Source organism: Pseudomonas sp. SZ57 (assembly GCF_009495975.1).
In the GTDB taxonomy this organism is placed as follows: Bacteria; Pseudomonadota; Gammaproteobacteria; order Pseudomonadales; family Pseudomonadaceae; genus Aquipseudomonas; species Aquipseudomonas syringae.
In genome coordinates, this window is sequence record NZ_WIBD01000021.1 from 56,417 (window position 1) to 78,770 (window position 22,354).

Genomic DNA, 22,354 nt, shown 5'->3' on the forward strand with positions numbered 1-22,354 from the left:
GCATGTCTCGCCGCTCGACTGCTTTCTTTAACATGCTGGCTGCGCTCACCGCCGTGTTGGTGCTGGCCGGCTGCTCTGCGTTGTCGCCTTACTCAAACGTCACCAAGCTCAACCTGAAGCTGACCGCCAGCGACCAGGTGAACCCGGACCTCAACGGTCGCCCGTCACCCGTTGTTGTGCGCCTGTTCGAGCTCAAGCACCCGGTAGCGTTTGAAAACGCAGATTTCTTCAGCTTGTATGAGCGCGCAAAAGAATCTCTGGCCCCGGACATGGTAGCGTCTGAAGAGCTGGAACTGCGTCCGGGTGAAACCGTCGAGCTCAAGCTCAGCCTGCAGGAAGGCAGCCGTTACGTTGGCGTTCTTGCAGCTTATCGGGATCTGCCGGACAGCAGATGGCGCTACACGCTGCAGGTAACACCGGTAGGTATCACTGATGCTGACCTGACTCTCGATCAGAACGGCATTCGTAACACTCATGAACCGCTCGCCAAGGCAGATGACTGACCATGAAATCCCATAAAGTCATTTGGCAGGAAGGCATGTTGCTGCGTCCGCAGCACTTCCAGCACAACGATCGCTACTACGATCACCAGATGAAAACCCGTACCCAGCTATTGGGGAGCTACACGTGGGGTTTTCTGAGTCTGGACATCGACCTGCAGTTTCTCAATATGGGCAAACTGGTGATAAGCCATGCTTCGGGAATCCTTCCGGACGGCAGCCTGTTCGAGTTGGGGGGCAACACTGAGCCGCTGGCGCTCGATGTGCCGCCCAATACCGGTAATACACCGATCTATCTCGCGCTGCCGCTGGTCACGGGTAACCACATCGAGTCGCGTCGTCCCGAGCAATCCGACGTGCTGGCGCGCTATACCGCCTACGAGACTGAGGTGTCCGACTCCAACGCTGGTGATGACTCCTCGAGTCAGGTCAGTTGTGGTCGTCCCGACTTCAAACTGTTGCTTGGCCAGCAGCAAAGCGATCAGGCTTACGTGAAGCTGAAGGTCTGTGAAGTGCTCGACACGACGCCGGATGGTGTGATCAGCCTTGATCCCGATTTTGTACCGACTTACCTCCAGGCTCACGCTTCCAGCTACCTGCTGTCTTGCCTCAAGGAAGTCATCAGCATGCTCAGCCACCGGGGCGACACCATCGCTGACCGGATCCGCTCCAACGGTAAAGTAGGTGGTGCCGAAGTCGGCGACTTCATGATGCTGCAACTGATCAACCGTACCGAGTTGCTGCTGCGTCACTACCTGGACCTCGAGCAGGTGCACCCTGAAGAGTTGTATCGCACGCTGCTGACCATGCTTGGCGATCTGGCGACGTTTTCGAGCGATAGCAAGAGACCGCGTCTGGACAGCCGCTACCAGCACAGCGATCAGGGGGCCAGCTTCCGCAAGCTGATGGAGGCGATCCGTCAGGTGCTGTCGATGGTGCTGGAACAGCACGCCATCGAACTGGTTCTGCAGGCGCGTCAGTACGGCATCATCGTATCGCCGCTGCATGATCACAAGCTGTTGGGATCGGCGTCGTTCGTTCTGGCAGCCAGCGCAAATTGCGACTCCGAGGAGCTGCGTCACCGTTTGCCAGCGCACCTCAAGGTCGGTCCTGTGGAGCGTATCCGCCAACTGGTCAACCTTCATCTGCCTGGTATCAAGGTCAAGCCATTACCAGTGGCCCCGCGGCAGATCGCGTTCCATTCCAACAAAACCTATTTCATCCTCGAACTCAGTTCCGAAGATCTGGCGCAACTCGAGCGCTCCGGCGGCTTCGCGTTCCATGTGTCCGGCGAATTTGCCGAGCTTGAACTGAAATTCTGGGCTATCAGGAACTGACCGACATGAGTAAGGATACGAATTACAACCAGGACGATAAAACCGTCCTGCTCGATCGCCAGGGCCACGGCCCCGCGGCGAGCCCGCTGACGGACTTTGCTGCTCCGCCACGGTTCGAGCAACTGGAAGAACGCATGATTTACGCGGCACGCCTGCGCCCGGCCGAGGCCTTCAACATTAGCCTTAATTCGCTGGTCGCGGCTGGCTCCGACCTGCTGTCGGAAGTGGTACGCCTCAAGCACAGCGACACGCGTGAAGACCTCTATGCGCTCAACGAGCGTCTGACTGCAGGTCTGAAGCTGTTTGAAGTCCGCGCGTTGCATAACGGTGCTGAAAGCAGCCAGGTGATGGCCGCTCGTTACGTGTTGTGCACGGTGGTGGACGAGGCGGTGGTGACCACCCCGTGGGGTAACGAAAGCGAGTGGTCGCAGATGAGCCTGCTCAGCAGCTTCCACAATGAAACCTTCGGTGGTGAAAAGTTTTTTCAGCTGCTTGATCGGCTGTCGAAAAACCCGGTCAAGCACCTGCCGATGCTGGAATTGATGTACCTGTGTCTGTCGCTCGGCTTCGAGGGCAAGTACCGGGTGCAGGCGCGCGGCATGCTCGAGCTTGAAGGTATCCGTGATGCGCTGTATCGCCAGATTCGTCAATTGCGCGGTGATGTGCCACGTGAACTGTCACCCCATTGGGAAGGCTTGAACAATCGACGTCGCAGCTTGGTGCGCATCGTGCCTGCCTGGATGGTGGTGTTGTTTACCCTGGTCTGTCTGGCAGTGATGTATTTCGGCTTCGCCTGGGTACTGGGCGATCAACGCGAAACCATCTTACAACCATATCAGCCGTTTGATCCGGCGGCGGTCCAGCCGCAGTCGCAGCCGTAAACAGGGACGCATGATGAAAAACTTCTTCAAGAAAGTCGGCGCATTCCTGCGCAAGACATGGGTCTGGACGCTGCTGCTGGTGCTGTTTGTTGCGCTGTTGGTGTGGTTCGCCGGGCCGCTGCTGGCGGTAGATGATTACAAGTTCTGGGAAAGCTCCACATCGCGACTGCTGACCATCAGCGTGCTGTTCCTGATCTGGGGCCTGACGATGGTTTTCGTCAGTTGGCGCGCGGGTGTTCGCAAAAAAGCCATCGAAGACAGCGAAGACGGCCAGGATCGCATCCGCCGTGAAGAGCAGATCGACGAAGAGCAGAAGGAACTGAAAACGCGCTTCAAGGCTGCGTTGAAAACGCTGAAAACCTCGAGCCTTTATCGCGGCCGTAGTGAACGCTGGCGCAGCGACTTGCCTTGGTACCTGCTGATAGGTCCGCAAGGCAGTGGCAAAACCAGCCTGCTGGATTTCTCGGGCCTTGAGTTTCCGATCAACAAGATTGAACGCAAACTGACACGGGACACTCTGGGCACCCGTCATTGTGACTGGTACTTCGCCGATCACGGCGTGCTTATCGACACCGCTGGCCGCTACCTGACCCAGCCTGACGCCGAAGTCGACGGCAGTGCCTGGAACACCTTGCTGGAACTGCTGCGCAAACGTCGCCGCAATCGTCCGCTTAACGGTGTACTGGTGACCATTCCGGTCGAAACCCTGCTGAACGACAGTGAACAGAACCTTGAAACACTCGCTCGTCAGGTGCGTGCGCGCTTGCAGGACGTGCATCAGAAACTGCACGTCGATGTGCCCATCTATCTGGTCCTGAGCAAGGCCGACCGTTTATTGGGTTTTGAAGAGTTCTTCGATCAACTGACGCGTGAAGAAAGCGATCAGGTCCTCGGCACGAGCTTCCGCAAAGAGCAGATGGGTACTGATGTGGCGGTGTTGCGCACCGAGTTCGAAGAGCTGCTGCGTCGCCTGAACAGTCAGGTGATCATGCGCATGCATCAAGAGCGTGACACGCAGCGTCGTGGTCGAATTCTCGACTTCCCGCATCGACTCGGGCAGATCGGCGAGCGCCTGTGCCTGTTTGTCGATCTGGCATTTACCGGTAACCGCTACCAGCGTGTCAGTCAGTTGCGCGGCTTTTACCTGACCAGTGCGCCACATCTGACAGAGGAAATGGACGCTACTACGGCTGGCATCGGCGCCAATCTGGGTATGAATGCCGGAGTGTTGCCTACCCTGCGCAGCGGCCGATCACGATTTATCCACCATCTGCTCAGCCGGGTCATCTTTCCGGAAGCCGATCTCGCGGGACTGGACAAGCGTGAGCGCAGTCGCATCCATTGGGGCCAACGTGCGTTGTACGTGGGCGCGCTGGCAGCGTTGGCGCTGTTCGGCGTACTGTGGGCTGGCGGTTTTTCGGCCAACTATTCACGTCTGGAAAACCTGCGCAGTCTGGCTCAGACCTGGACTCAGCAACGTTCGGCGCTGAGCGCTCGCGATGACTCCATGGCGGTGCTCAAAACCCTCGACACCAGTTACGCAGCCACTCAAGTCTTCCCGGAAAAAGGTGACGTGAGTTATCACGAGCGTGGCGGTCTGTATCAAGGCGAAGACGTCAATCCGGTGGTCAGGGTCGCTTACGAACGTGAGCTTCACGACCAGTTGCTGCCCCGTGTTGCAAACTTGCTGGAAAGCCAGATCCGCGCCAACACCAAGGATCGCGACCGCCTGCTCAACAGCCTGCGTGCGTACCTGATGCTGAACATGACGGATCGCCGCGACGCTCAGTGGCTCAAGGATTGGGTCGCTGCCGAATGGTCCCAGCGCTATACCGGCAACACTGCGGTACAGAACGGCTTGAACACCCATTTTGATCGTTTGTTGAAGCAGCCATTCAGCTACCCGCTGAATGATCCGCTGGTGGCTCAGGCGCGTCAGATTCTGCGTAGCGAGTCTCTGGCGACCGTGGTCTACCGCATGCTGCGCGAGCAGGCCCGCAATCTGCCTGAATACACTTTGGGCCAGCACCTTGGCCCTCAGGGTGCGCTGTTTGTCGGTACCGATTACACGATCCCCGGCTTCTACACCCAACAGGGCTACCAGCAGTATTTCTCGGTTCAGGGCACCAAACTGGTCACTGACATCCTGAGCGATAACTGGGTTCTGGGTGAAGGTGCCGGTCTCAGCACGATGGACTTGCGCCGCCTGATGGTTGAACTGGAGCAGCTGTACTTCCGCGACTACGCCAACTATTGGGGTGAAGCGATAGGCGAGGTTCAACTGCCAGCAATCAATGACTTCGGCGAAGGCGCCGAGCAGTTGGCCGGCCTGACGTCAGCCAACTCCCCGGTCATCCAGTTGCTCATAGAGGTGCGTGAAAATACTCGCTTCCCGGTGGTTGCCGATTCAGCAGAAGAAGCTGCCGATGCAGCAGGGCAACTGACAGAGAATGGTGGCAAGCTTGGCAAACTGGCAGTTGCTGCAGCAGGCAAGGCATCGGATGCATTGGCGAAAAAACTGCCGGATACCGCGAGGAAGTCTCTGCAAAGTCGCTTCGAGCCGTTGCACCGCTTGCTGGATGACAACAACGGACCGACTGCCGACCTGACGCCTGCCCTGGCCGCTCTCAATGAGCTGCAACTGCAGATGGCGAGCCTTGCACGTTCCAGCTCGCCGGATCAGGCCGCCTTCGAAATGGCCAAAAGCCGAATGGGTGGCCAGCGCGATGCGTTGAGCAATCTGCGTACGGCGTCCGGCCGTTTGCCGCGTCCGGTAGGCGTGTGGTTCAACGTTCTGGCTGAAGACACCTGGCGCCTGGTGCTGGGCGATTCCTATCAGTACCTTAACCAGCGCTATCAGAGCGAGCTGTACAGCTTCTATGGCAAGGCGATCAGCAAGCGCTATCCCTTTGACGCGCACAGCGCCAGCGACGTGGCAATCAGTGACTTCCGTGAGTTCTTCAAGGCTCAGGGCATTGCCGATCGCTTCTTCGATAACTACATGCGTCCGTTCGTGAGTGGCGATGCAGGCAACTATCGCATGCGCAGCGTCGATGGCTACAGCCTGCCGGTTTCCAAGGTCTATCTCGACCAGATGGCCGCGGCACTGGTGATCCGCCAGAGCTTCTTCGCCGACAACCCGGCCGAGCCGCAGGTGCAGTTCAAGCTGGAGCCTTACACCCTTGACCCGTCTGTCAGTCGCTCCGAGTTCAAGTTTGGCGACAAGACCATTGAATACCGTCACGGTCCGATCGTACCGGTGTCCTTCAAATGGCCTACAGATGCGGAAGACGGTCGCACCAGCCTGGTACTCGACAGAATGGTGGGTCGTCCGCTGGGGCTTGAGAAGAATACCGGTCCATGGTCGCTGTTCCGTCTGTTCGACCTGATGCAGACCGAATACCTGACCGGGCGCGACGTGTTGGTGCTCAAGGCTGACGTGGGTGGTTTGCGCGCCAACTACCTGTTGACCAGCCAGCGTACGCCGAACCCGTTTGACATGGGCGCACTGCGCACCTTCCGTATGCCGGGGCAGCTTTGATGCTGGCCAGCCCTTGGCGCAGCGCTGCGCGCACCGATGCCGGCAAGGTACGGGCGCGTAACGAAGATGCTTTTCTGGATTCCCCGCAGCATGGGCTGTGGGTGGTCGCGGATGGCATGGGCGGTCATCAGGGTGGCGATGTTGCCAGTCAGTTGATCGTCGCCAGCCTGGCGGAACTGCCTGTGCAGGAAGCCTTTGACGAACGCCTCAAGGGCATTCGTCAATGTCTGCACTGGCTCAACCGCCGTCTGGGTCAGGAATTGACAGTCACTGCGGGTCGCCATGACAGCATCATGGGCAGCACGGTAGTGGCGCTGATGGTTGAGGGCAATCGCGCCGCCTGTATCTGGGCGGGCGATAGCCGTTGTTACTTGTGGCGCGGACAGCGTCTGTACCAGCTGTCCAAAGACCACTCGCTGCAACAGCAATTGATCGACGAGGAGAAAATGAGCGTCGAACAGGCCAGAGCTCATCCATCCGCGCACGCCTTGACGCGCGCGGTCGGTGCGGCAGAACAGTTGACCCTGGATGTATTGGAGCTAGAGGTATATCCCGGCGACGCATTTTTGCTGTGCAGCGATGGCCTGTATCAGGGACTTGGCAGCGATGCACTCGGTAGCGCCTTGAGCCTGACCGCGCCACAGGTGGCGCTGGAGCGCTTGTTCGATGGCGCCTTGCGTGGTTCTGCGCGAGACAATCTGACGGCCGTGGTGATCCGCAAATGACTGAACTCATGCGCCCGAACGACGACCTGCCGGTGAGCGAAGAGCAGGACAGCAACCTGACCTACTTCGCGTTTGCCAAATCACACAAGGCCGAATCTGTGCTGGCGCCGACCAAGGCCAGTATCGGTGAGATGCCCGACGTGCTGGCAGGTCGTTATCGTATCGAGCGACTACTCGGTGCCGGTGGCATGGGCGCGGTCTACCGGGCCAAGGACTTGCTGAGCGAACAGTTTGGCGAGCCTGATCCTTATGTTGCGCTGAAAATTCTCAGCGAAGAATTTGCCGAGTCGCCGGATGCAAGCGCCTTGCTTTACAGCGAGTTCGCCCTGACCCGACGCCTTCGTCACAACAACGTACTGCGCTTGCACACGTTCGAAGTGGACACTCACTGCCAGCGGGCCTTCATCACCATGGAGCTCATGCGTGGGTTGACCTTGGACAAACTGCTATGCGAACGGCCTTTGGGCCTGCCGTGGAAAGAATTGCGTGACATTGCACTGGCGCTGCTCGACGCACTGGCTTATGCCCATGCCCGCGGCGTGTTGCATGGCGACATGAAGCCCAGCAATGTCATGCTCAGCGAAGAAGGCGTGCGCCTGTTCGACTTTGGCCTTGGCCAGGCCGAGGAGGGCGTAATGCCGGGCCTGCCTCACCTGAGTCGCGACCGTTTCAACGCTTGGACTCCGGGCTATGCAGCCCCGGAATTGCTGGAAGGCCAGGCACTTTCAGCCAGCGCCGATGTGTATGGCGTTGCCTGTGTGATTTTTGAACTGTCGGGAGGCAAGCACCCGTTTCGCCGCTTGCCGTCGACCCAGGCGCGTGACGAGCGTCTTGAGCGTGAGTTGAAGGCACCCAGGAATTTACCGAAACACTGCTGGCCCGCTTTGCGGTCGGCACTGACATTCGATGCACAGGATCGCAAGATCACTGCCAAACAACTGCGTGACGCTTTCGCCGCCACCTCGTCCAGGCTGCAACGCTTGATACCTTGGTGTAACGGATGACGACCGAACAGGGAGCAAACAATGTTCAATCCTTCTAACGAAACGCACTTCAGTCTGACCGTCAAAGATTTTTCAGGCGACCTGCAAGTGTTGTCGTTTACAGGCACTGAAAGCATCAGCCAACCGTTTCGTTTCGACCTGGAACTGGTTAGCGAAAACCCCGACATCGATCTGGAGACGCTTCTGCACAAGCAGGCATTTCTGGCCTTCGATCCACAAGGGAATGGCATCCACGGGCAGATCTACCGCATCGCCCAAGGCGACGCTGGCAAGCGTCTGACGCGTTACACCCTGTCGTTGGTGCCGCAGTTTCAGTACCTGCATCACCGGACCAACCAGCGCATCTATCAGCAGATGTCGGCGCAGCAAATCATCGCGCTGATCCTGGAAGAGCATGGAATCAAGGGCAACGGCTACAGCTTTCAGCTCGGCCAGCCATGCCCGGCGCGCGATTACTGCGTGCAGTACGATGAAACCGATCTGCACTTCGTCCAGCGGCTGTGCGAGGAAGAGGGGGTTCACTACCATTTCCAGCACAGCCAGGAAGGGCACGTGCTGGTTTTCGGCGATGACCAGACTGTCTTCCCCAAGCTGAGTCAGCCCACAGCTTATGTGCAAGGCAGCGGTCTGGTCGCTGACGTGCCGGTGATAAAGGGATTCCAACTGCGTCTGGAAACCCGAACCAGTCGCATCACCCGTCGCGACTACGACTTTGAAAAACCCAACCTGCAACTCGAAGCGGCCTACAAGCCTGCTGGCGACAGCACCGAGCCAGACCTGGAAGACTACGACTACCCAGGCCGCTTCCTGGATCGTGCGCGGGGTAAATTCCTCAGCCAGCGCGCCCTTGAGCGCCATCGCGCCGACTATCAGCAAGCCGAAGGCTGGGGCGATCAGACCACGCTCAAGAGCGGGCATTTTCTTCCGTTATCCGAGCACCCACGCGCGGAGTGGAACGACTTGTGGCTGCTGACCGAGATCGTCCATGAAGGCAAGCAGCCGCAAGTGTTGGAAGAGTCGGTGACCAGCGACACCACCAACAACAAGGACGACTTCCACCACGGCTATCGCAACCGATTCCTGGCAACCCCGTGGGCCGTCTTTTATCGCCCGGCACTGCAACACCCCAAGCCTCGCGTGCTCGGCAGCCAGACCGCCGTGGTCACCGGGCCCAAGGGTGAAGAGATTCACTGCGACCAGTATGGCCGTGTGAAGGTCCAGTTCTTCTGGGACCGCGAAGGCCTGGCCGATGACAAGACCAGTTGCTGGCTACGCGTTTCCAGCAGTTGGGCGGGCGATCGCTACGGCGGCATCAGCATCCCCCGCGTAGGGATGGAAGTGCTGGTGTCATTCCTTGAGGGCGACCCGGACCAACCGCTGGTGACCGGCTGCCTGTATCACAAGGAAAACCAGGTTCCGTACCCGCTGCCGACCAACAAGACCCGCACGGTATTCAAGACCTTCAGCTCCCCTGGCGGTGGCGGCTACAACGAACTGCGTATCGAAGATAAAAAAGGGGCGGAACAGATCTTCATCCATGCCCAGCGGGACTGGGACGAAAACATCGAGCACGACCAGAAAATCCGCGTCGGCAACGAACGCCACGACACGGTCGAAAAGAACACCTACACCGAGCTGAAAGCCGAAGAACACCGCACCACCCACGCCGACCGCAAGACCGAAGTGCGCATGGACGACCACCTGACCGTCGCGCAGAACCAGCACGTGAAACTAGGCACCGCGCAACTGACCAGCGCAGGCACCGAGATTCACCTGAAGGCCGGCGAAAAGATCGTCATCGAGGCAGGCGTGGAGCTCACCGTGAAAGCGGGCGGGAGCTTCATCAAGCTCGACGCGGGCGGGATAACCATGATCGGCCCGATCGCGAAGGTCAACGCTGGAGGCTCCGCCGGAACCGGCACCGGGATAGGCATCAAGCCGCCCAGGTTGCCGGGGGTTGTGGATAAAGATAAGGCGGGGAGTTTGATGGATCCGGCGTTGGTGAATGCTCCGCCTGAGAAGGTTGAACCGAAGGCTTTTTTTGCGTTTTCTGAATAAGGATAAACTCATGATTAACACTAATTCACAGTCGACGCTGAGACGCTTAAAACTGACCTTTTCTGTTTTAGCGCTGGTCACTATAAGTGCATGTTCTAATACCACGTTGGAAGAACAATTCCGTGGAATCGAAGCTTGCCAGATCAAGAATATCTACCTTGATCCTGTGACGAAGAAAGCCAGCGGTGCGTATTTTACTGAACGAAAGCTAGAGCCTTGCAGAGTCGATGAGGCTGCTTTTTACTGCGTAAATGATACGTTCTATGGATTGGCAGTAAATCAAATAGCCATACCCTATAAAGGACCATTTAGTGTTCATGCTATATATTTAAAAGACAGCCCTGCGACCGTTGAGGCTACACTTAAAGCTAAATTTACGAATATTAAGCTCAATCAAAAAGACGGTATGTCGCCTGTTTTAATAGCAAATCCGAAGCAACAAGGAAGTTCAGTTTTCTACTGTGATGAGTACAGTGAGTAATAATATGGAACTCTATAATCCAGGTGCATCTTTTCGTTATACAAGCGAGTGGAATCCTACACGTACTCACCCTGTCAGTGGAGAGGTTCGTCCGCATAGAGGCGAGGACTGGGGCGCTCCCGTAGGCACATCTATCCCCGCAGCTGGCGCCGGGAAGGTGGTCTACAAAGGCGTTATGGCTGGATACGGGAATCTGGTAGTCCTAGAGCACGCTAACGGCACAGAAATTGTTCACACCCTATATGCGCATATGAGCGCGCCATCTCCACTAGCATTGGGGGCATCCGTTGCCAAAGGAGCAACCGTTGGCCCTTGCGGAAATACCGGTATAGGGACAGGCGCGCATTTACATTTTGAAGTACTGAGAAACGGAACTAAAGGCCAGCCAAATCTAGCACGCGGACATGCGACAGTTGATCCTCGCGGATTCGACATTTCGAACTTGGCCAATCCGGATGGCGTCAGTCCAGCTGCCCCCGCGCCTGCTGAAACCGTAGCGGCGAGCGGCACTTGGCAATTTCCCATTCGCAAGGCGGGAGGAGCGCAGTACAAGGACGCGGAAGAACTGTTTGCCGCTCTGGAGAAAGAAACGTCAGGCCATTATCTCTTGGGTAGTCACAAGTTCTGGCACGGCGGCATCCACATCACCGATCAGAGTTCCCCGCAATGTGTGCGAGAAGAGCCCGTTCGCTGCATAGGCAACGGCGTGGTGGTCGCCTACCGTCTGAACAAAGATTATCTGACAAGCGAATTTGCCGGTGCCGAAGCAACGCAATCCCTGAAATACTCCAATTCGTTCTGTCTTGTGCGCCATGACTATAAGTCACCCGCCAACACTGAGGTGCAGCCTGGCACCAGCAACGAACTGACGTTTTACAGCCTGTACATGCACTTGCTGCCGTTTGACCGATACCCGGTTTCCCAAGATGAAATACCGGCTCTAAGAATCAAGATGATTGCGAGCGGCTTCAGGGCGAGAAGTGACATCAAAGGCGCTCCCGATTGCCAGGAATATGGAGCCATCTCCGCGGGTGCCGAAATTGAAATTCTGGAAGAACACGCTGATCGTGTTCATGCGAAAGGTAAACTCATAAAAGGTACAGTTGGCGGGCGCACCGAAGGGCAGGAGTTCTGGTTTGCCTACAAACAGAACGGTACTTCCTACCCCAAATCGGATGGCACGCCCAGCTGGCAAGAAGTCGTCCCGCCAGAGAGAACCAAGCCCGGATACTGGAAAGGAAAAGTCAGAGCGGTCGTCACCGCCAGCGGACTGACCCTCCGCCACCCGCCGGCGACACTCACTCACGGTGCGGCGGCGGGGCAGCCCATAAGCGCGGCAACGACACAGAGTTCAAATCAGGGCCTGGTGCTATGCACGAACAGTACGATCGAGTTCGATAGCGCAAAAGTGCTCAATCTCAAGATCGGAACCAAGACGTTACGAATGGCTGAATGTACGTTTATTCCAAGCACTTCAGGTCCGACGACGGGGTTGAAGGGCCATTCCTTGCCAGTGCCGTCTTCTTTCTGGGCTTGCGTGGAGGATGTCTCCCCCAACCGCTTTGTTCAGTGGCAAGCGCTGACGCCTACTGTTTTCGATGCAGTCGTTCCAATGGAGACAGCCATCAAGGCGGGAGATCCAATTGGCTATTTAGGGCTGAACGAGAACATAGCAGGACCAACGGGTGGGGTTTCCAGCAAGTATCAGGTGCACGTGGAGGTCTTTTCGGCTGATCCTAGAATAGAGGATTTTTTGAAGAATAAGGCTGGTGTGAAGGAGGGTAAGCAATATATCTACCTGACGGCCGATACCAAGCTAAATAAGAAGGCTCCTGAAACCGGTCAGATCGATTTGAAAAAAGAGCATGTGGTTGATCTGGCTAAAGCCACCCCGTTTAAAGATACTGTTGAGTGGTACGAGGTTTCTGTATTGGATGAAACTGTGACTAAAACGGGGCTCATTAAAAAAAGTGAAGCCAAGTTTATTTCGCAGCATGATTGGGAAAAGTTAGGCTTCCGAATTGTAAAAGAAGAAAACGCCAACGCTGACGGCTTTTTAGATCCTGACGACATGCCAGCGTTTTTTAAAGAGCTTTACACAAGCTTGGACAAGCTGGGAAATTCCGATGGGAAAGTCACATCAGATGATCTCACACAGGCGCTAAAAAATAGCGAGCTTAGAGACCAGTGGTCGAAGCTGGTTGCTTATCATCCTACAGAGTGGAAAGACAGCGCCGATAGTCCAAAGTGGGCTCGCTTGCCTGAATTGCTAAAAGATAGCCCTAACGTACTGGAACACGAAAAAAAGCGTATCGACAGTCTGGTTTTTTGGAAAGATATTGGATCGCAGTCAGCGCCTTTCAATGAAGGTATTTTATGGCATTTACATCCAGTTTCTTTCGTGAACAATATGATAAGTAAAGGTGGGAAAATAAAAATAACAGTCGACATGTTAAAGAAGGTATTTGAAGATCTGAAGAATAATGCAATAAAAGACGATTTATTGGCAGAAATTGCTTCGCAAATAAATGAGAACTCTGAGAGATATAAGCTCGATACCGTATTGCGTATAAGTCATTTCTTCGCTCAAGTTCGTCAGGAAATTGGATCTAAATGTAAGGTTGAGGAAGATTTTACATATGGTGTAGCAGGACTGAAAGGCACCTTTGGTTATTTTGCTAGAAATCCTGACGAAGCTACTATATACGGGTACACCGGAACCAATAAATATGTATCTCCTGAAAATCAAAAAGCTATCGCGAATAGAGCATATTCTAATAAGTTAGGCAATGGAAGTGTGGCGTCTGGTGATGGTTGGAAATACAGAGGCAGAGGGCTGAAACATTTAACTGGTAAAGCTAACTATGAAACTTTCAAAATCTACCACAAGACATTTTGGGGTGAGGATATAGATTTTGTCCAAGAGCCGGATTTGTTGCATACGAATTACAAGTACTCAGTAAGATCTGGTGTGTATTTTTGGCTGAAAAACAATATTTTTATGGAAGCAGATAAGGGTGAGGATAGAGCGAATGTCGATGCGGTGACGAGGATAATTAATAGAGATACGAAGAGTTACGATGAACGCTGGAAGAACTTTGAAAGGATATACAAAAATGAAAAGATTTTTGAAGGCATCTAAAAAATTGGGGCTTTGTGCTTTGTTTTTTGGGTTGCACGTTCCAAATACTTGGGCTGTGGATAGTCCATCAATAGGGCAGCTGCATCCACCAGTGATAGCTTCATTGGGGCAGCAAAAGGTTTCGGTATTCTTTCTGAAAAATAATTTGAAAGATAAAGTTAGTAATATGCATGTCGCAGATGCGGAAATATTTTATACGCCAATTAATTTTGGTGGTCCGGAATTAAGCTATATATGGAAGGTTGAAGGTGAAGAGATTGCATCTATTTTTTTCTTTGAAAAAAAATCAGCAGATGTCGCCGGTAAGTCAATGTATCTACTTACAAGAAGTCACGTCGAAAACAAAGGGTTTCGAGGTTTGACATATTCAGTTATGGAAATGCCTATTATAAAAGAGGGAGATAAAATTTCTATAAAGTACTTTCCGGGTGATCCACTAGATTCCGTTCTCCAAAACTGCAATGAAGGGCAGGATTTAGTAACCGGAAAGGCTGTTACCTGCGATTACAAGGATGCTGCGGCGATAAAAAAGTATCTAGCTGGCCAGGACAGATAGACTTAAGTTTATTGCGAGACAAGGTTTGCTTATGGATTTAATGCTTGTTTCATTAAGTTTTTAGGCAGACCCGCTTCTCGCTAACGGGTACGGGGTACGGATATTTACAGTGATCAGGTCCGCACCGAGATTAAAGATAGCGCTGATAGTCTAAGGTTAATTCGTTTTTCTGAATTATTAAAGGTAGCCTAAGCGTACCAAAGCATAGAAGAAATGTATCGGTAGTTCAATTTTGGAAAGAACTGGGCTTGCAGTCTAGTGCTAAAGCTGAACATTGCATTTTTTTGCGGGGTACTGATAAAGTCAAATGGATGGTTACTATAAAGAATATCCTAAGTTAATGAAAGATCTAGGAAGAAAGAGCCTGATACCTAAGAGGGTTTTGGAACCGGCGCCGTCATCACGGTATATTAAGTACGATATTGCCGGGAGGGTGGATAAGGACAGGTCGGAGAGTTTGATGCATCAGAAGTTGGTGAGTGCACCGCCTGAGAGGTTAAATCAAAGATTTTTTGTTTTCCGAGTAAAAGATAGGATATTCTATGAAGATTAATTTGGTTCTCCGGTTTGTTGCGATGATTTCTATACTGACTGCCTTCGCCATGGGGGCTAATGCGGCCAGCAGTGGGCAAGCATTATGCCCCTCGAAGGATATCTCCAAGTTCGTGGATGTCTTTGCAGAAAACGCAGCTATTCAAAAACAGTTCACAAATTATCCTCTCAAAAAACTGGTGACAGTAGTGGCTGAACCAGAGCCTAAGCAAGAGACTCAGCGGCTTGCCAAGGAGAAAATATCCTTTCCCGTTGTCCCTGAAATAAGCGTGCGTAAAGAGCGTGGGCTCACGCTTGAGGTCATCGAGAGTGATCAGAGAAAAGCCACGGTCAAACTGGAAAAAACCGATACAGACTATCAGGTTTTATACGTGTTCAAGTTAAGCAGTTGTTGGTTTTTAATCGAAGTAAAAGATAATAAACTTTGACGCGTGGTTGAAATGAAATTCAGATTATTCTGGGATGGGAGTAGTCATGAATATCACGATAAAAAGATTTGATTGCAAGTTGAGCTTTGAATTTTGAAAAGATCTTGAAGGCAACCTCCATTGCGTCAGAGAGTAAATAATATGAATATCTTGAATGTTTTTTTGATTTTATGCATGTTTGGCAGTGCGGCTGCAACAGCATCTGATATAGGGATAGGTAATGAAGTGTACGAGGTAGACAGCACCAATAAAAACCTGAAGATTAGCTGGCCAGGAAATTCGGCTTTAATAAAGGGAGTTGTTGGAGATACAGGAGAAATCACTAGGAGAATCGCTAGTTTTGATGGAAAAAAGGCTTTGCATTACGAAAATTTAGCTTCACGTTCACAGTTCGAGGCCTATGTGACCTTGAAAAGAGTGGATAACATTTTTCTTGTTGACTGCATTTATGGCAACATTCGCAGCGAACAAAACGGTGCACTTATTAACAAAGCTGTATGTGGCATAAACGAGAAAGTATTAGCGGATTATGAAAAGCTAATTTATAAATATTCAGAGATGTGGAAGAAAAATATAGAGTCAGTTGATACATCACCTCTGATGCAAGATCCGCCAGTGGTCATATCAATTGAAGATGGTTTTCTTAATGGTCTTAAGATATTACGGATCTATGAGTCGCAAGATGATTTTGATGTTAGTTCGCCACGGGCTGTTGTTCAAGAAAATAAGCTCACACACGATTATGGTCGTAGTAAAGTGTTTACGGTTTACAAGAAAGATAAGCTAGATACGCCGGATCATATCGAGGTTGTTTCAAAAGACCTTTCTGAAAAGTTTGAGAGTTTTAACTACAAAGATTTAAAAAATCTGATGAGGTAGCAATAAGTATGTTTGCTTGTATTTTATTTAAAAAATAATTTTAAATATTTGAAATGCTTTATGACTACCTAGGCCGCTTCGTCGATCGCGCGCGGGGCAAGTTCCTCAGCCAGCGTGCGAAAATCCGGTTGAAAAGAACTGGTGTTGTTAACAAAAGAGCGATAGTAGGCGGGCAAGGATAAATAAATTTAAACTTGTTTGGGGTGGGGGTTAAATGAGTATGAAATGCAGTTGGAGCGGAAAGTCAGGTCTAAATACTTCGCTATTTGCTGTTATTGCTTGTTTGTGCGCTGGGCCGTTAGATGCAGGCCAGACAGATGTAGACAGTTTGGGTATGACTTTATGCGCAGCTGAGGAGGACGTTTACTTTAGTTGCCCTTTGCCTGGAAATAAAATCGTCTCGGTGTGTGCGTCTAATAATAAAGCTCCGGGCTCTGGTTATGTTCAATATCGATATGGAACACCCGATAATATGGAGTTGTTGTATCCAAATAAAAAAGCTCCTCCAGTGGGTAAGTTTTTTTTGGTGGACGCTTCGGAAGGAAGTGTTAACAAAGGTATCATTAAATTTAAGAATGGTCGATATACATATTTGCTGGCGCAGGCATTTGTTAGCTATTTGACTGTTTTGAAAGATGGTAAATTGTTACTGAGGAAGAACTGTGAGGAAGGTGGCTATGCGTTTATTAGCAGGAAGGCTGATCAAGGCATGGAGACCGTGTCTAAAAGTGCCGAAGATTTCAAATGACTATACTCACATTCAAGTATAGCGATTGCTGGACCTTAAGCTATATTGAAGACTGGTCGCTCGAAAAAGTATTTGATGCCAAGACCCAGGCGGGAAATTATCGCTGTCTGCGAGAGCTTTTAAACGAGGAGAGTTTTTAATCAGTTAGATACGGAGACTCAGTCATCAGCTCAACTTTATGTATCAGCATCGGACAGCTAGCTAGATGATGCGGAGCACGGTTCTGCAGAGGCCGCTTTTGCTGCTGTGGCAATAAACTGGTCTGACCAGTCACTCCGTCTCGAAGGTCAGTAAGATCAAGGAGGCAATGAAATGAGGCTTTCTATAGCGTGGAGGGCTCTAATAATTTTTTTCCCGGTACAAGCTTGCGCGCAATTTGACGACGTACTCATCAAGTCAGGAGTAACGCAAAAAATAAGAGCTGCGTGTGTTGGTAATAAAAATAGCCTACAGCTTAAAAATGGCAGTATTGGAGTGGTCAAAGTTTCTGGGGAGGTTTATGGCTTAGATATGGAAAAGCAAGAGGGTGATCTGTTTGCTTATTATGGCTCCGTAGGAAAAGAAGAGCCTTGTGTTATTGCACTCCAGTATGCAGAAAACTCTGTTAATGAAAGTTATTACCTGTTCGTTTTTGACCAAAAAACAGATAAATTTAAAAAGTCAGTCGTGCGTTCGATAGGGAGCCCGGACTTTGTCTCTGAAAAAATCTTAAGTAGCTACAATGATGGTCCCATCAAGCACGATGACGCTGTTTGCTATTCTCGTATAAAAAAAGATTATTATTTTTGCGAGAAGAGAACGCAGTTTTCAGAGCGCTTGCAAAAGCTTGAAATTTGCAATGAAACATCTTGTTCCGAGCCAAAGATTGTTAAGGAAAACACGATGGAGCAGGCACCCGCGCGCGTGGTTGTAGGAAAGTCATATTTTTTTAATAAAAGTGGTTCTTCTAGTTTTGTTAAAAGAAAGGCTTATCTTGTAAAGGGCGATATTGTAGAGTTGCAAGACTATTATAGTGATGGTAATGCCTCCTACTTTAAGGTGATTTATTCGGGAGCTAAAAAAACTACCGGTTGGATTCTTGAGGAATCCATCGCTTTAGATGAGTGAACCGCACACGCGTGCCGACGCCGCCACCGGTGATGCTGTTTTGCATGAAGGCGCTCGTGTGCATGGGCTGCTGTTAACCCTGTTTATCGGCTCTTTACTGGCGCTGGGTACTTTTCTGTTGATCCAGTGGCTGTCCTTTCCGCCAACTATGACAGGCAAGCGAAACCACCTGCTGATCGCCGATTACTTGAATACAGGCGTCGCGCGGCATTTGCTGCAGCAGCATTTTGAGAAATGCTTAGGCGGTAGGGCGGTGTGACCGCCCGACCTTCCTGCAGACAACAAAAAACCCGCCGAAGCGGGTTTTTCCAAGACCATCCCGACTTCCTGTCGGACGCCTCCGAGGCGATGGTCGATCATCCTTGATCCGGGTGAACTCCTGTTCACCCCTTGATGGATCCAATACTACGGAGCGCGAGCCGGGTCGGAAATAGCCAAATTCCTCCAGCGCGTGTAAGCCTTTCGCTATACCTCGCGGGCTCAGCTTCGAACGGCCCTTTGAAGAGCGGGAAATCTGGCGTCAGGAAAAATCTTGAGGCGGTATGGCTGCTGACGGCAAAAATCGCAGGCAATAAAAAACCCGCCGAAGCGGGTTTGTACCAAGACCATTCCAACTCCCTGTCGGCTGCCTTCCCGGCGATGGTCGATCGTCCCTGATCCTGGCGAACTCCTTGTTCGCCAGTTGTTGGATCCAATACTACGGCTCTGACGGCAGGTGCAAAATAGCCATTCGCTTCATTGCGTGTAAGCCTTTGGCTATACATGTGTCCGTTTTTGCGGATTCTCAGATGCACGGCCATGCATCGGGAACGTAGAAAAAACCGGTGAAACTGCTGTGCCAGAGCGGCGCAGGCTTGTTTTCAAGGTGAGAAATTTGCGGTCACTTCACAATAGCGCTGTTGGGCGTTTTTACTGTCCTCGTCGCGGTTTCTCGCCGCGCGTTTGGTCCACTCTCGGCACTCTTCTCTGAAATTGACCTCCGCTGCCTTGCGACACTCGCGCCGTTCGAATGAACGAATAGCAAAGTTTTCGCAGACGCTGTCGCCATCGATCGTGTTGCCGTAGACCCGCCACTGCGCGCGGTAGCGGTTTCTGCCGTCCGCTTCGCGGATGGAGGCCGTCGCTACGCTGTAAGGCCTGGAAGAACGCGCAGAGTTGCGTGAAGCATTGGCCTTGAAATCGGCCATGTAGTCGGCAGACACCATGCCTGTTGCAGGTTCTGCCTGAGCGGGGCGTGGAGCCTGGCCGAATCGACAGTTCGCCACCGCCTCATCGATGACGTTGCCTTTTTTCATGCAGTCATCCAAGGGCTGCACAGGAGCAGGCGGCGCTACAGTGGCCGCGATCGGCACAAGCTCTGCGGTTTTTCGAATGTGTGCGGGCGCAGGATCGGCGGCGGCTGCGGGCTGCGCCTCGGCGTCGACTGTCTGGGTTTCAGGTGCGGATTGCACAACAGGCGGTATTGCCAGCGCTTTGGGGTCTCTCGCATGTGAGGTGATCAGTCCGGCCACGCAGGCTGCAGCAATAAGGCACGCCAGCCACAGGCCATAAGGGCGTGAGCGGCGAGGCGCATCGACGCGCTTGCGGCGTGGATGCGAGCCCAGCACCACATCGACCTGACCGGGCACGAGGCGCTGAATGAGGATGATCCCGTCGTCCTCGGGTTGCTGTAGGGAATCCATTCCTGCTCCTGATCAAGCGATGTTCGGTGGTGATATTACAATGATATCGGCCGGTGGGTAGAGTTTCTGCAACGCTTTGGTGCTATGTGCATCCGGCCTGGCGCGTTAAGGTTGAGGCCGTTTTTTGACTGATGGATGGACCGCGAATGCACCAGCGTCTCGAACAGGTATTCGGCTACACACAGTTCCGGCCGGGGCAGGAGGCTGCCATCAGTGCGGTACTGGCCGGACGCTCGGCTGCGGCGATCTTTCCGACTGGCTCGGGCAAGTCGCTATGTTACCAATTGCCTGCCTTGATGTTGCCGCATTTGACGCTGGTGGTGTCGCCGTTGCTGGCGCTGATTCAGGATCAGCTTGCCTTCCTGCACCGCCATGGCATTTCGGCGGCGAGCATTGATTCGGCGCAGAGCCGCGACGAGATCGCTGACGTGATGGCGCGCGCACGCTCCGGCGAGTTGAAGATTCTGATGATCTCGGTCGAGCGCCTGAAGAACGAGCGCTTCCGCAATTTCATCGCTCAAGTACCGATTTCCCTGTTGGTGGTCGACGAAGCGCACTGCATCTCGGAGTGGGGGCATAATTTCCGCCCCGACTACCTGAAACTGCCGGACTACCAGCGCGAATTCAATATTCCCCAGACATTGCTGCTGACCGCCACGGCGACCCCGCAAGTCATCATCGACATGCAGGACAAATTCGCCATTGCCCCCGAGGATGTCATCACCACCGGTTTCTACCGCGCCAACCTGCACCTGTGGGTCAAGCCGGTCAGCGGACGAGACAAACGACGCCTGCTGGTGGAGTGGCTCAATGAACGTCGCGGGCAACCGACCATCGTTTACGTGACCCTGCAAAAGACCGCCGAACATATCGCCGCGCACCTGGAACAGAATGGCCTGCCCGCCAGCGCCTACCATGCCGGGCTGCCCAACGATCAGCGCGAGTCGATCCAGAAGCAGTTCATGGGCGGCCATTTGAACTGCATCGTGGCAACCATCGCGTTCGGGATGGGCATCGACAAGAGCGATATCCGCAACGTAGTGCATTTCGACCTGCCCAAATCCATCGAGAACTACAGCCAGGAAATCGGTCGGGCAGGGCGCGATGGTGCTGCTTCGGATTGTCTGGTGCTGGCCAACCGCGACAGCCTCAACGTGCTGGAAAACTTCGTGTACGGCGATACGCCGGAGCGCGAGGGGATTGCCCGTGTGCTGGAAGACCTGCTCGGGGCGCGTCATGACGGGCAGTGGGAATTTCTGCTGGGGCCACTCGCCGACCTCAGCAACATTCGTCAATTGCCGTTGAAGACCCTGCTGGTGCAACTGGAGCTGCGCGGGATCATTGCGCCGCGTTACGCGTATTTTGCCGAGTACCGCTTCAAGTTTCTGCTCCAGCCGCAAGACCTGATGGCGCGTTTCGAAGGGGAGCGACGCGAGTTCGTTCAGGCCCTGATCGACACCTCAAACCGGGCACGGACCTGGGCCACCGTCGATTTCGAGGCGATGTACCAGCAATACGGCGCCGAGCGCGGGCGAGTGGTCAAGGCGCTGGATTACTTTCAGGAAAAAGGCTGGATCGAGCTTGAAAGCAAACAGATGACCGAGGTCTACAGCCTGTTGCGCAGCGACTTTGATGCACAGGCCTTGAGCATCGAATTGCACGATTATTTCGCTCATCACGAAGCCACTGAAGTTGCGCGCATTCACACCATGCTGGACGTGTTCGCCAGTGACCAGTGCCTGACCCATCGGCTGGCGCGGTACTTCGGTGATCACAATGCGCCTGAGCGTTGCGGGCATTGCTCGGTCTGCCTTGGCGAAGTCGCCCACCTGCCCGAACCACCCGCGCTGGAGCCCTTGGCGAATCGGGACTTTCAGCAACTGTGCAGCGAGTTTATCCACAGGCACCAGGACTACACCGGCCAGCGGCCAAGCGCTGACTGCCTGACGCGTTTTCTGTGCGGCATCAGCGTGCCGCTGTTCACCAAGCTCAAAGCCCGCGCCACCACCGGTTTTGCCGTGCTGGAGGACTATCCGTACGCACAGGTGAGGACGTGGGTGCAGGCGATGGCTGGCAACTGACTACGCGTACAAAGTGATCTGACCAAGGGGGCGATGCTCTGCATCCAGTCCTGAGCCTGCGTTGCGACAGACAAATGAAAACCGGCCGCTCAAGAGCGGCCGGTTTTTTGTGCTTCAGCAACTGACGGTGGTATCAGTCACGATGACGGCGATGGCCGTGGTGCTTCGGGCGATGGCCATGGTCACGGCCACCACGATAATGACGATCGTCGCTGCGGCTTTCGTTGCCCATGTAGTTGCCGAGTGCAGCACCGCCGCCGCCACCTACCGCCGAGCCTACCAGGCTGCCGGTGTTGCCGCCGACGCTGCGACCCAGCACGTTACCGCCCGCTGCGCCCAGACCGCCGCCAATGGCTGCTTCTGTGCGGTTGCGACGATCTGCGCCTACAGCGCCACCGGCTGCGCCGCCGACACCCGCGCCAATTGCTGAACCAGTGCTGCCGCCGACCTGCTGGCCGACGACCGAACCGAGTACCCCACCCAATGCTCCGCCTACGCCTGACTCGAGGTTGCCTGCAGACGCTGCACCGCCGATCAAGGTAAGAGACAACAACAGTATCGAGGAATACTTCATGTATGGAATCTCATAGGGATGACGCCGCGATCTTGGTGTCAAGTGAAGAATGTAGCAATGCAATTCCGACGAGTAACA

At 53.5% G+C, this 22,354-nt stretch carries 18 protein-coding genes; 16 read left to right on the plus strand and 2 right to left on the minus strand.

The features are described from left to right. Positions 1-2 precede the first annotated feature (2 nt). The 15 genes from tssJ (at position 3) to GE543_RS27490 (ending at position 18,198) form a co-directional block, all read left to right on the plus strand. Positions 3-503 (plus strand): type VI secretion system lipoprotein TssJ, encoded by a 501-nt coding sequence (gene tssJ / locus GE543_RS18885; protein WP_003413673.1) that lies wholly within the window; start codon positions 3-5, stop codon positions 501-503. Between the two features lie 2 nt (positions 504-505). Beyond that, complete coding sequence (gene tssK / locus GE543_RS18890) at positions 506-1,837, plus strand: type VI secretion system baseplate subunit TssK (RefSeq protein WP_003413672.1); 1,332 nt, start codon at positions 506-508, stop codon at positions 1,835-1,837. 5 nt (positions 1,838-1,842) lie between these two features. Beyond that, the gene (gene icmH, locus GE543_RS18895; RefSeq protein WP_003413671.1) at positions 1,843-2,718 is read left to right on the plus strand and encodes a type IVB secretion system protein IcmH/DotU; all 876 of its coding nucleotides are present in this window, start codon (positions 1,843-1,845) and stop codon (positions 2,716-2,718) included. Positions 2,719-2,731: 13 nt separating this feature from the next. Beyond that, on the plus strand, positions 2,732-6,259 hold the full coding sequence (tssM, locus tag GE543_RS18900; protein ID WP_046236926.1) for a type VI secretion system membrane subunit TssM: 3,528 nt from the start codon (positions 2,732-2,734) through the stop codon (positions 6,257-6,259). After that, on the plus strand, positions 6,259-6,984 hold the full coding sequence (locus GE543_RS18905) for a PP2C family serine/threonine-protein phosphatase (protein ID WP_178118636.1): 726 nt from the start codon (positions 6,259-6,261) through the stop codon (positions 6,982-6,984). The genes tssM and GE543_RS18905 overlap by 1 nt, the downstream gene beginning before the upstream one ends. Further along, complete coding sequence (locus GE543_RS18910; protein ID WP_024652740.1) at positions 6,981-7,988, plus strand: serine/threonine-protein kinase; 1,008 nt, start codon at positions 6,981-6,983, stop codon at positions 7,986-7,988. The genes GE543_RS18905 and GE543_RS18910 overlap by 4 nt, the downstream gene beginning before the upstream one ends. Before the next feature lie 21 nt (positions 7,989-8,009). Further along, positions 8,010-10,046: a type VI secretion system tip protein TssI/VgrG gene (tssI, locus tag GE543_RS18915; RefSeq protein WP_153222128.1), complete on the plus strand. Its 2,037-nt coding sequence runs from the start codon at positions 8,010-8,012 to the stop codon at positions 10,044-10,046. A gap of 10 nt (positions 10,047-10,056) precedes the next feature. Next, on the plus strand, positions 10,057-10,527 hold the full coding sequence (locus GE543_RS18920) for a hypothetical protein (RefSeq protein ID WP_046236929.1): 471 nt from the start codon (positions 10,057-10,059) through the stop codon (positions 10,525-10,527). 4 nt (positions 10,528-10,531) lie between these two features. Next, complete coding sequence (locus tag GE543_RS18925) at positions 10,532-13,669, plus strand: peptidoglycan DD-metalloendopeptidase family protein (protein ID WP_153222129.1); 3,138 nt, start codon at positions 10,532-10,534, stop codon at positions 13,667-13,669. Next, positions 13,644-14,225 (plus strand): hypothetical protein, encoded by a 582-nt coding sequence (locus GE543_RS18930; RefSeq protein WP_153222130.1) that lies wholly within the window; start codon positions 13,644-13,646, stop codon positions 14,223-14,225. The genes GE543_RS18925 and GE543_RS18930 overlap by 26 nt, the downstream gene beginning before the upstream one ends. 542 nt (positions 14,226-14,767) lie before the next feature. Beyond that, positions 14,768-15,205 (plus strand): hypothetical protein, encoded by a 438-nt coding sequence (locus tag GE543_RS18935; protein ID WP_153222131.1) that lies wholly within the window; start codon positions 14,768-14,770, stop codon positions 15,203-15,205. A 141-nt stretch (positions 15,206-15,346) separates the two neighbouring features. Beyond that, positions 15,347-16,084: a hypothetical protein gene (locus GE543_RS18940; RefSeq protein ID WP_153222132.1), complete on the plus strand. Its 738-nt coding sequence runs from the start codon at positions 15,347-15,349 to the stop codon at positions 16,082-16,084. 214 nt (positions 16,085-16,298) lie between these two features. Continuing rightward, a complete protein-coding gene (locus tag GE543_RS18945) occupies positions 16,299-16,832 on the plus strand; it encodes a hypothetical protein (protein WP_178118637.1) in 534 nt (177 codons plus the stop codon). A 312-nt stretch (positions 16,833-17,144) separates the two neighbouring features. Then, entirely contained in the window at positions 17,145-17,939 is a 795-nt protein-coding gene (locus tag GE543_RS18950) for a hypothetical protein (protein WP_153222133.1), read from the plus strand. Beyond that, positions 17,932-18,198 carry a hypothetical protein gene (locus tag GE543_RS27490; RefSeq protein ID WP_046271616.1) on the plus strand — a complete coding sequence of 89 codons (267 nt, stop codon included), beginning with the start codon at positions 17,932-17,934 and terminating at the stop codon, positions 18,196-18,198. Before GE543_RS18950 ends, GE543_RS27490 begins: the two co-directional genes overlap by 8 nt. Before the next feature lie 601 nt (positions 18,199-18,799). Here GE543_RS27490 and GE543_RS18960 read toward each other — a convergent pair. Then, entirely contained in the window at positions 18,800-19,621 is an 822-nt protein-coding gene (locus GE543_RS18960) for a hypothetical protein (protein WP_153222134.1), read from the minus strand. Positions 19,622-19,767: 146 nt separating this feature from the next. On the opposite strand from GE543_RS18960, the gene GE543_RS18965 reads away from it, so the two are divergent. Further along, positions 19,768-21,702 (plus strand): ATP-dependent DNA helicase RecQ, encoded by a 1,935-nt coding sequence (locus tag GE543_RS18965; protein WP_178118638.1) that lies wholly within the window; start codon positions 19,768-19,770, stop codon positions 21,700-21,702. Positions 21,703-21,835: 133 nt separating this feature from the next. Here the strand turns inward: GE543_RS18965 and GE543_RS18970 are convergent, their stop codons facing one another. After that, a complete protein-coding gene (locus tag GE543_RS18970) occupies positions 21,836-22,276 on the minus strand; it encodes a glycine zipper domain-containing protein (RefSeq protein WP_153222136.1) in 441 nt (146 codons plus the stop codon). Positions 22,277-22,354: the final 78 nt, after the last annotated feature.

Excerpts from the sequence above, each read along its gene's own strand:
- tssJ (WP_003413673.1), top strand. The coding sequence starts at position 3 with ATGTCTCGCCGCTCGACTGCTTTCTTTAACATGCTGGCTGCGCTCACC.
- tssK (WP_003413672.1), top strand. The coding sequence starts at position 506 with ATGAAATCCCATAAAGTCATTTGGCAGGAAGGCATGTTGCTGCGTCCG.
- icmH (WP_003413671.1), top strand. The coding sequence starts at position 1,843 with ATGAGTAAGGATACGAATTACAACCAGGACGATAAAACCGTCCTGCTC.
- tssM (WP_046236926.1), top strand. The coding sequence starts at position 2,732 with ATGAAAAACTTCTTCAAGAAAGTCGGCGCATTCCTGCGCAAGACATGG.
- GE543_RS18905 (WP_178118636.1), top strand. The coding sequence starts at position 6,259 with ATGCTGGCCAGCCCTTGGCGCAGCGCTGCGCGCACCGATGCCGGCAAG.
- GE543_RS18910 (WP_024652740.1), top strand. The coding sequence starts at position 6,981 with ATGACTGAACTCATGCGCCCGAACGACGACCTGCCGGTGAGCGAAGAG.
- tssI (WP_153222128.1), top strand. The coding sequence starts at position 8,010 with ATGTTCAATCCTTCTAACGAAACGCACTTCAGTCTGACCGTCAAAGAT.
- GE543_RS18920 (WP_046236929.1), top strand. The coding sequence starts at position 10,057 with ATGATTAACACTAATTCACAGTCGACGCTGAGACGCTTAAAACTGACC.
- GE543_RS18925 (WP_153222129.1), top strand. The coding sequence starts at position 10,532 with ATGGAACTCTATAATCCAGGTGCATCTTTTCGTTATACAAGCGAGTGG.
- GE543_RS18930 (WP_153222130.1), top strand. The coding sequence starts at position 13,644 with ATGAAAAGATTTTTGAAGGCATCTAAAAAATTGGGGCTTTGTGCTTTG.
- GE543_RS18935 (WP_153222131.1), top strand. The coding sequence starts at position 14,768 with ATGAAGATTAATTTGGTTCTCCGGTTTGTTGCGATGATTTCTATACTG.
- GE543_RS18940 (WP_153222132.1), top strand. The coding sequence starts at position 15,347 with ATGAATATCTTGAATGTTTTTTTGATTTTATGCATGTTTGGCAGTGCG.
- GE543_RS18945 (WP_178118637.1), top strand. The coding sequence starts at position 16,299 with ATGAGTATGAAATGCAGTTGGAGCGGAAAGTCAGGTCTAAATACTTCG.
- GE543_RS18950 (WP_153222133.1), top strand. The coding sequence starts at position 17,145 with ATGAGGCTTTCTATAGCGTGGAGGGCTCTAATAATTTTTTTCCCGGTA.
- GE543_RS27490 (WP_046271616.1), top strand. The coding sequence starts at position 17,932 with ATGAGTGAACCGCACACGCGTGCCGACGCCGCCACCGGTGATGCTGTT.
- GE543_RS18960 (WP_153222134.1), bottom strand. The coding sequence starts at position 19,621 with ATGGATTCCCTACAGCAACCCGAGGACGACGGGATCATCCTCATTCAG.
- GE543_RS18965 (WP_178118638.1), top strand. The coding sequence starts at position 19,768 with ATGCACCAGCGTCTCGAACAGGTATTCGGCTACACACAGTTCCGGCCG.
- GE543_RS18970 (WP_153222136.1), bottom strand. The coding sequence starts at position 22,276 with ATGAAGTATTCCTCGATACTGTTGTTGTCTCTTACCTTGATCGGCGGT.